20 protein-coding genes are annotated in these 11,707 nt (G+C 42.8%); all 20 read left to right on the forward strand.

Annotation, left to right across the window (positions count from 1 at the left end; translation table 11 throughout):
* Positions 1 to 96: 96 nt before the first annotated feature.
* The 20 genes from BMW38_RS19625 (at position 97) to BMW38_RS11510 (ending at position 11,705) form a co-directional block, all read left to right on the forward strand.
* Entirely contained in the window at positions 97 to 318 is a 222-nt protein-coding gene (locus tag BMW38_RS19625) for a hypothetical protein (RefSeq protein WP_244524346.1), read from the forward strand.
* Positions 315 to 1,307, forward strand: coding sequence for a DUF1376 domain-containing protein (locus BMW38_RS11420; RefSeq protein ID WP_092708066.1), 993 nt, complete (start codon positions 315 to 317; stop codon positions 1,305 to 1,307). The genes BMW38_RS19625 and BMW38_RS11420 overlap by 4 nt, the downstream gene beginning before the upstream one ends.
* A complete protein-coding gene (locus tag BMW38_RS11425; RefSeq protein WP_092708069.1) occupies positions 1,304 to 2,047 on the forward strand; it encodes an ATP-binding protein in 744 nt (247 codons plus the stop codon). Before BMW38_RS11420 ends, BMW38_RS11425 begins: the two co-directional genes overlap by 4 nt.
* The gene (locus tag BMW38_RS11430; RefSeq protein WP_092708072.1) at positions 2,044 to 2,391 is read left to right on the forward strand and encodes a RusA family crossover junction endodeoxyribonuclease; all 348 of its coding nucleotides are present in this window, start codon (positions 2,044 to 2,046) and stop codon (positions 2,389 to 2,391) included. The genes BMW38_RS11425 and BMW38_RS11430 overlap by 4 nt, the downstream gene beginning before the upstream one ends.
* Positions 2,392 to 2,393: 2 nt before the next feature.
* Positions 2,394 to 2,603 carry a hypothetical protein gene (locus tag BMW38_RS19760; protein WP_092708176.1) on the forward strand — a complete coding sequence of 70 codons (210 nt, stop codon included), beginning with the start codon at positions 2,394 to 2,396 and terminating at the stop codon, positions 2,601 to 2,603.
* Positions 2,604 to 3,329, forward strand: coding sequence for a terminase small subunit (locus tag BMW38_RS11440; RefSeq protein ID WP_092708075.1), 726 nt, complete (start codon positions 2,604 to 2,606; stop codon positions 3,327 to 3,329). It begins immediately after the preceding gene.
* A complete protein-coding gene (locus BMW38_RS11445; RefSeq protein ID WP_092708078.1) occupies positions 3,322 to 3,654 on the forward strand; it encodes a hypothetical protein in 333 nt (110 codons plus the stop codon). The genes BMW38_RS11440 and BMW38_RS11445 overlap by 8 nt, the downstream gene beginning before the upstream one ends.
* Positions 3,647 to 3,856: a hypothetical protein gene (locus BMW38_RS11450; RefSeq protein ID WP_092708081.1), complete on the forward strand. Its 210-nt coding sequence runs from the start codon at positions 3,647 to 3,649 to the stop codon at positions 3,854 to 3,856. Before BMW38_RS11445 ends, BMW38_RS11450 begins: the two co-directional genes overlap by 8 nt.
* A gap of 2 nt (positions 3,857 to 3,858) precedes the next feature.
* The gene (locus tag BMW38_RS11455) at positions 3,859 to 4,116 is read left to right on the forward strand and encodes a hypothetical protein (protein WP_092708084.1); all 258 of its coding nucleotides are present in this window, start codon (positions 3,859 to 3,861) and stop codon (positions 4,114 to 4,116) included.
* Positions 4,117 to 4,120: 4 nt separating this feature from the next.
* Entirely contained in the window at positions 4,121 to 4,393 is a 273-nt protein-coding gene (locus BMW38_RS11460; RefSeq protein ID WP_092708087.1) for a hypothetical protein, read from the forward strand.
* Positions 4,374 to 5,996 carry a terminase gene (locus BMW38_RS11465; protein WP_092708090.1) on the forward strand — a complete coding sequence of 541 codons (1,623 nt, stop codon included), beginning with the start codon at positions 4,374 to 4,376 and terminating at the stop codon, positions 5,994 to 5,996. Before BMW38_RS11460 ends, BMW38_RS11465 begins: the two co-directional genes overlap by 20 nt.
* A gap of 77 nt (positions 5,997 to 6,073) precedes the next feature.
* Complete coding sequence (locus BMW38_RS11470) at positions 6,074 to 6,358, forward strand: hypothetical protein (RefSeq protein ID WP_086223058.1); 285 nt, start codon at positions 6,074 to 6,076, stop codon at positions 6,356 to 6,358.
* A gap of 1 nt (position 6,359) precedes the next feature.
* The gene (locus BMW38_RS11475; protein ID WP_092708093.1) at positions 6,360 to 8,048 is read left to right on the forward strand and encodes a portal protein; all 1,689 of its coding nucleotides are present in this window, start codon (positions 6,360 to 6,362) and stop codon (positions 8,046 to 8,048) included.
* Positions 8,045 to 8,374: a Bbp19 family protein gene (locus BMW38_RS11480; RefSeq protein WP_032055975.1), complete on the forward strand. Its 330-nt coding sequence runs from the start codon at positions 8,045 to 8,047 to the stop codon at positions 8,372 to 8,374. The genes BMW38_RS11475 and BMW38_RS11480 overlap by 4 nt, the downstream gene beginning before the upstream one ends.
* A complete protein-coding gene (locus BMW38_RS11485) occupies positions 8,343 to 9,008 on the forward strand; it encodes a hypothetical protein (protein WP_092708097.1) in 666 nt (221 codons plus the stop codon). The genes BMW38_RS11480 and BMW38_RS11485 overlap by 32 nt, the downstream gene beginning before the upstream one ends.
* A gap of 17 nt (positions 9,009 to 9,025) precedes the next feature.
* Positions 9,026 to 10,021 (forward strand): major capsid protein, encoded by a 996-nt coding sequence (locus BMW38_RS11490; protein WP_086223062.1) that lies wholly within the window; start codon positions 9,026 to 9,028, stop codon positions 10,019 to 10,021.
* 9 nt (positions 10,022 to 10,030) lie between these two features.
* A complete protein-coding gene (locus BMW38_RS11495; RefSeq protein WP_086223063.1) occupies positions 10,031 to 10,435 on the forward strand; it encodes a Bbp16 family capsid cement protein in 405 nt (134 codons plus the stop codon).
* Positions 10,436 to 10,437: 2 nt separating this feature from the next.
* Positions 10,438 to 10,704, forward strand: coding sequence for a hypothetical protein (locus tag BMW38_RS11500; protein WP_086223064.1), 267 nt, complete (start codon positions 10,438 to 10,440; stop codon positions 10,702 to 10,704).
* 66 nt (positions 10,705 to 10,770) lie between these two features.
* Positions 10,771 to 11,136: a Gp49 family protein gene (locus BMW38_RS11505; RefSeq protein WP_092708100.1), complete on the forward strand. Its 366-nt coding sequence runs from the start codon at positions 10,771 to 10,773 to the stop codon at positions 11,134 to 11,136.
* A 14-nt stretch (positions 11,137 to 11,150) separates the two neighbouring features.
* Positions 11,151 to 11,705 (forward strand): hypothetical protein, encoded by a 555-nt coding sequence (locus BMW38_RS11510; protein WP_092708102.1) that lies wholly within the window; start codon positions 11,151 to 11,153, stop codon positions 11,703 to 11,705.
* Positions 11,706 to 11,707: the final 2 nt, after the last annotated feature.

Below are 11,707 nucleotides of genomic sequence, written 5' to 3' on the forward strand. Positions count from 1 at the left end.
TTTGGCAGTGAAAACTGCAAAGCAATTAAAAAATCAGTTCCTTTTGTTGAGGCAAGACGCGGCGAATATACGCATAGAGTTCGCCACGTAACGCTTATGAACTTCCGAGATAAATCACATTTTGCCGTGCATTGTTGGTGTGGCATGACCATGTGTGTCGGTGGCACAGGCAAGGGAACAGGGGTTTTACTTGATTCACCAAGCTCTAATCGCCCTATGTGCGCTACCTGCGAAGGTAGGGTAATTGGTGCAGGCTTGCTTGGGTCACGTGAAATATCTGGCCGACAAGTTATGTATCGAGCAAGTGAGGTGGTATGAACAATACACAAATTCCACTAACCCCAATGGGATGTGATGTATCAAATTTTCCATTCATGCCACTCGATATTGATCGACTTTTGAATTCTGAAACATGGATTCTTGGAGACGATTCAGAAAAAGTTGCAAGCTTGACACTTTGGTTGAAAAGTTGGTCACAAATCCCTGCGGCAAGCATTCCTAACAATGACAAGATGCTCGCGCATCTTTCAGGCATGGGAACTAAATGGAAAAAAGTAAAAGAGCACGCTTTGCGTGGTTGGGTTGATGGCGGTGATGGTCGTTTATATCACCATGTTGTAGCAGAGAAAGCACTAGAAGCTTGGATTGAAAAGCTTGCAAATGCTATATCTGGCGCACAAGGCAATGCTAAAAGATGGAGTATTGAAATTGATACTTCTGAATTACAAAGTCAGCTACGCGATGCAGTTTATCGACTAAAAAGTATCGCACCTCAATCCAAGGCGTTAACTAAAAAGATTGCCAAAATTGTAGAGTCGGGATCGCCTAACGTATCGGGGGGCGATGGCAACCCTAATCCTCAGAGGATCGCAATAGACAGTAAAGAGAATAGACAGGGAATAGATAATAATACTAATACACAAACACAAGGCACGAGCGAAAAATCCCTTGAAGCCGATTTGAGTCTTTGGAAACCCTCACTTCATGAAATTAATTCTTGGAGACAACGAGCAGGCTTGCCGAAAACCACTCAAGATGAGTTTGATACTTTCCTGATTACCTTCCTACCGCATTACGCACCTGAAATACGTTCAGGTCGTCTCATTGAAAACAAGATTTACGCGAAATATATCCAGTGGGCTAAAGACGATGCTTTGAAAGCTAGCCGTCTGGCTAAAAGCAAACCCGCTGCTAAAACAAATTCGGCTAACGATTCTCGAAACGTCAATGACGCATGGAATAACGAGCCTAAATCAGATGATCGCCCGTTCACAGGAACTGTGCACATACCGGAGGATTTACGATGAATGCAATGGTTAATCTTTTAAACGGCTTCAAAATTGCTGAAGGTTTTTGTGAAATCCACCAGGTGCAAAAAGTACAAGCGGGACCGCATCAAATTTGCCCTCAATGTGCGATTAATCATGTTCATGATTCAAAGCAAGGCGACCAATCACGTGTTGATCAGATGGTTCGTGATAAACATTTTGGTGGTGCAATGCTTCCTGAACGTCATGCTCAATCTGGTTTTGAAAATTATCAGACTCGCACACAGGCTCAAGCTCATACGCTTACGCAATGCATCGAGTATGCACAAGCATTGCTTGCAGGTAATAAATCCAATTTCATCATGGTTGGTTCAACTGGAACGGGTAAAACGCATCTTGGTTGTGCTACTGCATCAACACTTCTCAAAAAAGGTTTGTACGTTCGATACATCACAAGTGAAGAGCTTGCGCAGCGCATCATGAACGCATGGGATAAAGATACGAAAGATCAATCCGAAGCATCAGTAATTTATGACTTCACTCAATACGATTTACTCATTCTTGATGAATACGGTTTGCATGACCGTGATAAGCGCTTAGAGATAATTCACAAAGTTTTAACGGCTCGTTATGACCGTAAAAAACCAACGATGCTCATTTCGAATTTTTCAATGAGCAAACTAAAAATGGATTTAGGCGACCGCTTATGGTCTCGCTTTCAGCATGACGGTTTACGAACTGTTGAGTGCAATTGGAAAGATGCGCGGGTGGGCCAATGAATCAAATTTTGAAGTGTGAAATTGCTATGTCTCCACCATCCGTAAATCACTATTGGATGGCGAATGGTAAACGACGTTATATCAGCGCAAGAGGTAAGGCATTTCAAAGTTTTGTTGCCCTTTTGGTGAAAGCTAAATACAGCACATCCCGTTTAAAAATGAGCGTGGTTTTTCACTTTCCTGATTGTGCACGTCGTGACATTGATAATCACTTAAAAGCGTTGCTCGATAGCTTGGTTAAAGCAGGGTTATGCCATGACGATGAACAGTTTGATGAAATTATTGTGAAGCGCGGCAATGTGGTTAAAGGCGGTTTAGTTGAGTTGGAAGTATGGGAGATTTGATTATGCCAGTACTTGCTTTCCTACCTGAATTTGTCGTGAAGGACAAGGTGAAACGCGACTCAACGCCAAAGGTGACAGAGTCAGACGTTAAAAATATTAGAACTTTGCACAACGAAGGCTTGTCTTATCGTCAGCTCGCTAACAAGTACGATATTTCCCATGAAATGTGCAGACGTATTTGCACGAAGTTTTGCTACAAGGAGGTGTTTTAAATGGCTCTACGTGGAAAACAACAACGCTTTGTAGATGAATACTTGATTGATCGTAATGCAACGCAAGCAGCTATACGTGCAGGTTATTCTGCAAGAACTGCTGAACAAATGGGTTATCAGCTCCTTCAGAAAACTTCAGTTCAAGAAGCAATTGCAAAAGGTGAAGCTGAGCTTTCAGAACGCAACAAGATCACTCAAGACAAGGTTTTAAATCTACTTTGGGATATGGCAACGGCTGACCCTAACGAGCTAATCAAATATGTTCGTGTGAACTGTCGTTACTGTTGGGGTGAAGATCACTATTACCAATGGACCAAGGGCGAATATCACAATGCTTGTTATACGGCCAAGGTAAACCAAAAACCTAAACCCGATTGTGATGGTGGCTTTGGATTTGATAAGACCAAAGAGCCTAATCCTGATTGCCCTGAATGCCGTGGTGAAGGTGTGGGCTATACCCATGTTTCTGACACTACAAGAGTGAGTTCAAAAGCCAAATTGCTTTATGCAGGCATTAAAGAAAATCAATACGGTGTTGAAATAAAAATGAATGATCAGTTTGCGGCCGCAGTTAAAGCAGGTCAGCACATTGGCATGTTCAAAGAGCGTGTAGAGCATAGCAACGACCCAGAGAATCCATTAACTGACCCGAAAGCATCAAGTAAAAAGCTATCTGCGCTTGCAAAGCTGATCAAGGCTAAAAAGAAGGTGAAAGACGATGCGTGAACAATTCGAACAAAACATTAAGAACGCTCAAAGCTACCAAAAACTTGTATTTCAGCACGGCGAGCGCCTTTTTATTTATGAAGATGGTCAATACAAAATTGCTGCCGTGCAATTGGCTTGGGAACTCTGCCAGAACAATCCACATGGGCACAACACATCGTGCACATATCAATTTGAACTTGCATTTCACAACCTGCAAGACACACCAGAACTACGCAAGATTTATTGGTCTGCATTAGGCCAATTGCAATTTGATTCTAACGATCAGGTAATCCCACCAGAGATTGAAGAGTGCCCATGTTGTAAGGGGAACAAAGATGCGTGAACAGCACAATTACAAGATCGGACAACAGGTCTATCTGCCCGCAACAAAGAAGTATTACTACATCAATGGCATACATACAGACAAGGGCTATTGGCTAACAGGCATTGAAGATTTCACTTTGTCATTGAATGAAGAACCTAACAAAACAACCAAGAACGTTAAAACGTTCCGTGTTCAACCTTGGCAAGTGGAGGTCGTTTGATTATGGAAATTAACGGCAAAACAGTTCCTTTTACAGCAACCCATTACCATTGGGTTTCCCGTGAGTTTTTAAGAATCGGTAAACACGGATATGCCCAATGTTTACTTAATGGATATTGGGTTGATTGCGGCAATTTGACAAATGCGCAATTGGTTGCAGGTGAGCATAGAACAATCATGAAGTTGTTTAAAACAGGTATGTCACGTGACCTTTGCAACTTGCGATTGTTCTTTATCGGCTCGAGTTATCGGATTGGGTGAGGGTATGACCGCGAAGCATGAATTAATCGCCTTCGGCATTTCGATATTAATAACCGTACTTATCCCTGTGTTGATGCTTAAGTACTGGGCATTAAAGAAGTCCGCCTTTTTTAGCTGCCTTACATGGTTCTTATTATTCTCCGTAACAGGTGAATATTTTAGGCTTCTTGACCACAACACAAGAGACTTAGCGGATATCTGGTTCCTCTTTGCTATTGGGTATATGACTGTTTTTGAATACGGAGATTGGATTGATTATGAAAAACTCCGCCGATGATGAAATTCTCACATTGCTTGCTGAAATGAGCGAATCGGAAATCGAGCAGTATCTATTGGAACTCGATGAAGATGAACGTGCAGAAATCATCAAGCTCCTTGCAGATGCGCCTTTATGGTTCCCGCTTGAAGGTCCGCAAATGGCTGCGTATTTATCACAAGCCGATGTTATTGGCTACGGTGGTGCGGCAGGTGGTGGCAAGACGGATTTAGTCGTTGGTTCATTCTTAACAGTGCATAAACGTAGCTTGGTGGTACGTCGAGAGAAAGCGCAAACAGACGGTATCGTACAGCGCTGTGAGGAAATTCTAGGCCATAAGAACGGCTATAACTCGCAAAAATCATTCTGGAATTTAGGCAACGGCCGCTTAATCGAATTTGGTGGTCTTGATAATTTGGGTGATGAGAAGCGTTGGCAAGGTCGTGCTCATGATTTTAAGGCCCTCGATGAAGCTACAGAAATCCGTGAATCTCAAGCACGCTTTGTAATGGGGTGGAATCGTTCATCTGACCCAACAATCAAATCCAAATGTCTAATGACCTTCAACCCACCAACCACAGCGGAAGGGCGATGGGTAATTGATTATTTTGCACCATGGATTAAAAAGGGCCATCCGAACCCTGCAAAGCCGGGTGAATTGCGTTACTTCGCAATGGTGAAAGGCAAAGAACAGGAAGTTGAAAGCAATAAGCAGTTTGTACTTATCGATGATCAGATCGTTTATGACTTTGACCCAAAAGATTACAAGCCTGAACACATCATCACCCCCAAGTCACGCACGTTCATTCCTGCACGTGTTACTGATAACAAGTACTACATGGAGACGGGTTACATGAGCACATTACAAGCATTACCTGAGCCTTTACGATCTCAAATGTTATATGGCGACTTCGGTGCAGGTATTGAAGATGACCCTTGGCAAGTTATCCCGACCGCATGGGTAGAAGCAGCACAAGCACGTTGGAAGCCAGAAGATGAAATGCGCCTTATGTATAAGGGCGATTTCCCAATGGATTCATACGGCTTAGACGTTGCGCGTGGTGGTAAGGACAACACCCTTGGTTATGCTCGTCACGGTTTTTGGTATAACCGTGCAAATGTACTTGAGGGCATCCAGTCTAAAGATGGAACTGCAAGCGCATCGTTTGCTGTGTCACATGTGCGTGATGGTGCGCCAATTCACGTTGATATTATCGGTGTGGGTGCAAGTACATACGATTTCTTAAAACAATCAGGCATGCATGTCATTCCCGTTGATGTTCGCAACGCTGCAAATTCTTTCGACCGATCTGGTCGCTTAACCTTCTTCAATCTTCGATCACAACTTTGGTGGCAATTCCGTGAAGCATTAGACCCTGCATACGGAAGCACAGTTGCTTTGCCGCCAGAACCTGAACTTTTAGCTGATTTAACTGCTCCGCGTTGGGGCTTGCAAGGCGCAAACATCAAAGTCGAATCCCGTGAAGAGATTGTTAAACGTATTGGCCGCAGTCCTGACTATGGCTCTGCAATTATCAATGCACAAATCGACACACCTAAACGTCAAGTTATGCAGGCCATTCATGGTTCAAGTGCAAGACGTGATTACGACCCTTACGCGTAGTGTCAACAGGAAACAGGGCCTTGTGCATTTCACAAAAGCATAATGTTGGAAAAGACAACCTTGATTGGAGTTTAGCAATGTGCAGTAGCGATTTTTTATTTGGCGGTAATGCCGTACTAGACAAGACGGCTAAGTTGTTTGGTATGGATGCTAAAAAGGCAGAAATACAAGCACCGCCTAAACAGCCAGTACGTCAGGATGCTAAATCACCAGACGCATCGGCAACAATTGACCGTGTTCAGAATGCACAAAATTCAATGTCAGGCGGTATTGCAAACACGCTGTACACCGACCCAACTGGTGTTGATGACGAGAATTTGCGCTTAGGTAAAAAGACACTATTAGGCACAGGCGGTAGTTAATATGCGTGAAGAAGATATCATTGCGCTGAAAAAACGGTTCGATGCTGTTTGGCAAAATCGTGTCACAGATCAAGATGATTATTGTGCCGAACTTGCATTGCACGTTTTACCCGTAGCTATCAAAACGATTAAGAATCAAGAAAAGCACGACCGTTCGGCTTGGTCAAAGATCGTTGATAACACAGGTAAAGATTCTTTAAAAACCCTTGCTGCGGGCATGGTATCGGGTACGTGCTCACCTAGTCGTAAATGGTTCACATTGCAAGCAGCCGATGAACAATTACAGAAAGATATTGAAGTAAAACAATGGCTTAAAGCTTTAGAGGATGCTTGTTATGTAGCTTTTTCTAAAAGTAATACCTATCGAACTATTCACCATATTTACATGCAGGAAGGTGCGTTTGGTATCGGTGCAGCCTTGGTACCTGATCACGGTGCTAACTCCAAAGCGGCATTGATGGACCAAATCCCAATGACGTTTGGTGAATTTGCAATTACCACTGATGAGTTTAATAAACCTAACGGTGTGTATCGCAAGTTCAAATTAACCACGATCAATATGGTCAAGCAGTTTGGAATTGATAAAGTTTCCGACTCAGTGAAAAGTGCTTATGACAATAAGAACTATGAACAAGAGTTTGAAGTTCAGCATGCGATTTATGAGCGTGAAAATGCGAAAGGTCATGGCCCTAAAAACATGCCATTTGCATCCATCTACTTTGAACCAAATGCAAATGAAAAGTTACTACGCGAAAGCGGCATGATGAGCTTTCAGGTCATTTGTGGCCGTTGGACTGTTTCAAGTAGTGATGTCTATGGTGAAGGTCCTGCAAGTGATTGTATTGGTGATTTACGCGCATTACAGAAAGGGCATCAACAAATTGCGGTTGGGGTTGATTATCAAGTTCGCCCACCTATGCTTTTACCTGATTATCTAAAAGGTCAAGAGCGGGAAACATTGCCAAACGGTATTGCTTTCTATCAAGCCTCTCCATCTTCACAAGTTGCGCAAGTTCAGCAGATGCTGAATGTTCAATTCGATTTGAATGGTGTCATGGCTTTAATCACCCAATGCCAAGAGCGTGTTAAACGTGCATTTCACACTGATCTATTCATGATGCTCGATGCTTTTGATAAGGGCAAAATGACTGCAACAGAAGTGTATGAGCGCAAATCAGAAAAGATGCTGATGCTTGGCCCCGTTGTTGAGCGCCAAATCGATGAGCTATTACGCCCACTTGTAGAAATCTGTGTTCAGCGCGTTCTATCAACTAATGCTTATCTTCGCCAGATTGCACCTGCTGCAATTCAAAATGCCAATGTAGAAATTAATTTCGTATCAATTCTTGCACTTGCTCAAAAGTCTTCAGGCTCCGCAATTCTTGAACGTGCCTTAGCTATGGTTGGGCAAGTGGCGCAAATTAATCCTGAAGTTATGGACAAATTTGATACTGATAAGTTCATGGATGAATACATGGATATTAACGGCGTATCGCCAAATGTATTTAGACCACAACGTATTGTTGAGCAAATCCGTACTCAACGCGCACAGCAACAGCAAATGGCACAAGAGCAAGCACTAGCAGCACAACAAGCACAAACACAAAACGCCAATGCAAATACGCTTAAAACAGTAGGCGATACCAATGTTGAAACTGTATCTGATTTATTTATGGGCGGTGGTGCATGAGTGAATTAGACAAGAAAGTAGACGAAAACAAACGTAAGCGTGACCAGGAACTAAATGACCTGCGAACCATTCTTGCCACTGAACAAGGTAAACGTTTTTTAATGCGCCTGCTCAACAGAGCAAACCTACTACAACCAACTTACGGTTCAGGTGCAAATACAAACGATTTCGCTTTTTTTGAAGGTCGTAGAGAGTTTGGTCTCTACATTCTCGGTGAAATCACACAAGCAAATACAGACGCATGGTTAGACATGCAAAAACAACATTTTGACGAACTTAAAGAGAAGGTGAGCCATGAGCGAAGTAACGACTACGACAGCAACTGATACCGCATCTACTACCACAACTGCGGCACCTGCTGAAACAGCAACCACAACAACAGATACAGCGACTACGCCTGTAACTACAGAAACAACAACGGTTGAAACTACGCCTAGCGATACTGCTACTGACACAACTGAAGAAACGCAAGACGTTTTACTCGGTGGTGAACAGCCGCCTGCTGAGCAACAAGTTCAATACACTGATTTTCAAATGCCTGAAGGTTTTACGTTAAATCCTGAAGATCAAACTGTACTTCATGAACTTGGTCAACAATTCAAAATGCCTCAAGAAGCTGTGCAAAAACTTGTGGATTTAGGTGTTCAAATGCAGCAACGCCAAGTGCAAGAGCAATTGAAAACCGTTGCTTCATGGGTCGATGCAGCTAAGGCCGACAAAGAGTATGGCGGTGAAAATCTTCAAAAGAACCTGTTGACAGCGCAACGCGCCTTCAGCTTACCGCGAGGTGACAAAATCTCTAATATTCTTCATAAGAGCGGACTAGGTAACCATCCTGATGTTATCGGCTTTATGACAGAAGTGGGCAAGTTGTTAGAACCTGACAGCATTACTCATGGTCAGGGAACCAATACAACAGGAACCAGTCTCGGCAAACTTTGGTATGGCGATGATAAATAACTAACAGAGGGCTGAATATGTCTGTAATCGCACAATTACAACCGACCTTGATGGATTTAGCTGCACGCTACGGACAAACACCCGAAAGTGCAGTTATTGAAATCCTTAGCGCAAGCAATGAATTGCTTGATGACATGGTTTGGGTTGAAGCAAATGACGGTAGTGGTCATAAAACAACAATTCGCACAGGTTTACCTAAAGGTGCTTGGCGTTTACTAAACTATGGTGTTCCTGCCGAAAAATCTGCAACTGCAGCTGTACGTGATACGTGCGGTTTGCTCGAATCATATTCTGAAGTTGATAAACAACTTTATGATATGGAACAGAACCCTCAAGAATGGCGTGCTAGTGAAGATGCTGCATTTGTTGAGGGTATGTCTCAAACAATGGGCGAGACTCTTATTTATGGTAATGCACGTGACACACCTGCTGCATTTACTGGATTTGCGCCACGATTCAATGACATTAACCAGACTAGTCCTGCCAACAAACGAAATATTTTAGATGCAGGCGGTACAGGAAACAACAACACCTCAATTTGGTTTGTTGTATGGCATAAAGATACTGTTCACGGAATCTATCCAAAAGGAACTAAAGCAGGTTTGCAAATCCGCAATCTTGGTGAAGTAACAGACAAAGATCAAAACGGTTTGATGCATCAAGTTTTACGTACTCATTTCGTTTGGAATGCTGGTGTTACTGTACGCGACTGGCGTGCAGTAGTACGTATTGCAAACATCGATGTAGTGGCATTAACCAAAGATGCGAGCGCAGGTGCAGACCTATTTGACTTATTGGCTCAAGCTGCTGAATTGTTGCCACGTAAAACGAGTGGTCGTGTTGCGATTTATGCAAACCGCACAATTTCATCTTTCCTACGTCGTCAAAGCGTTAATAACAAAAATGTACGTATCACTGTAGAAGAACAGGGTGGACGTAGCGTTACTAAGTTTGACGGCATGCCTATTCGTCGTGTGGATTCGATTCTTAACACTGAATCACGTGTGGTTTAAGGAGTAGTTATGCTTATTGATAAATTATTAGTGATGTCGCTTGATCAGGCAATTACTGTCACAGCGACATCTACGGACACACTTGATTTGCAGAAGGCATCAACAAGTGTAAATCGTTTGCCTGTTTTGGTTCGTGGTAAAAACTTAGCTCCTACTACGGCAACCATTACTGTGCAGCTTCAACAATCTAGCGACAATGTTTCTTGGGAAACCATCGAAACTTCCCGCGCTTATACAGGTGCTGAGCTTAATTCGGGTGTTATTGCTGAAGTGATGTTGCCCGTTAAACCTAAGCGTTATGTGCGTTTGAACTATTCGGTTGGTAGTGGACCATTCACGGCAGGAACTGTGTTTTCTCACATTTCTGATAGTCGTGATGTTAGCGCTGCGTATCCGGTTTACGCAGGGGCTTAATAATGACTGAAAAGACTACTAAACAAGTACGTGCTACTCAAAAAGGTTATTACAACGACCGTTTGATTGAAGAGGGGCAAGTTTTTTCTGTTCCAGAAGATGAAACTGCACTTTGGTTTGAAGACGTAGAGCCAAAACAAGCTGATTCTACTAAAGCTTATTCAAGTATGACACCTGAAGAACTGGCAAATGTAGCAGCTGAAAAGGGCATCTCATTAAGTGGTTCAGAAAGTAAAGCGCAAATTATTAAGCTTTTAAAAGCTGAGTAATTAAAAAAGGCCCGTATTAGTACGGGCCTTTACCTCACAAAGCAAACGTAGCTAAAGGTGCACCAAATGTCTGAAGAACAAATTGAACAACAAATTCAAGAGAAAGGTTTAACAGCTCCACGCATTACACCTTCTCACATTGATTCAAAAGTTAAGCAAGTTTATTACCATTCGCCTTTAGCAGCCATTGACCCTGAACAGGCTATGGATGAAAAGACGTATCAAACGTTACGCTGTCTTACGATCTGCACCATCGTCCTAGAAAATGGATTCACCGTTACGGGTGAGAGTGCTTGCGTAAGTCCAGAAAACTTCGACCCGTTTATCGGCAAGGAAGTTGCCTACAAAAATGCGTTTGAAAAAATTTGGCAGCTTGAAGGGTACTTGTTGAAAGAAAAACTTTATCAAGCAGATTTAGACAAACAGTTCTAAAGCAGGATAAACCCATGAGATCAATCGTTGATCTTTGCAATTTGGCCTTGTCGCACCTCGCACAAGGCTATGTTGTAAATGAACTAACCGAACCGACAAAACCCGCAAATCTGTGTAATACATATTACCCAATTTGCCGACGTGAATTGCTTGATAACGAACATCAGTGGACCTTTGCAGTTAAACGTGTTCGCTTGAATATTGATGCGGGTTATGAGTTTGGTACAGCCTACGTTTTGCCTAGTGACAAGGTGCGATTATTTCAGCTTGAGTCTGGTGCACGCTTTTATGTTGAAGGGAACCACTTGTTTACGGATGATCCTGCGCCAGTCTTACGTTATGTGCATGATGTAAAAGATTTGGCGTTAATGCCTGACTCTTTCAAGCTTGCGTTGTCATATCTATTAGCAGGTCGAATTGCAGGGCCATTAACTCAAAACGAGCAAAAACAGCTAGCAATGATGCAGCTTCATGAAGTTGAGAAGGGCAAAGCAATTTTTATTGACCTTCAACAACATCGAATTGAAAAACGTCCTGAGCATGTAGGCTCAATGTTTGAGGCACGATAATA

It is taken from the genome of Acinetobacter sp. yr461, assembly GCF_900110445.1.
GTDB lineage: Bacteria > Pseudomonadota > Gammaproteobacteria > Pseudomonadales > Moraxellaceae > Acinetobacter > Acinetobacter calcoaceticus.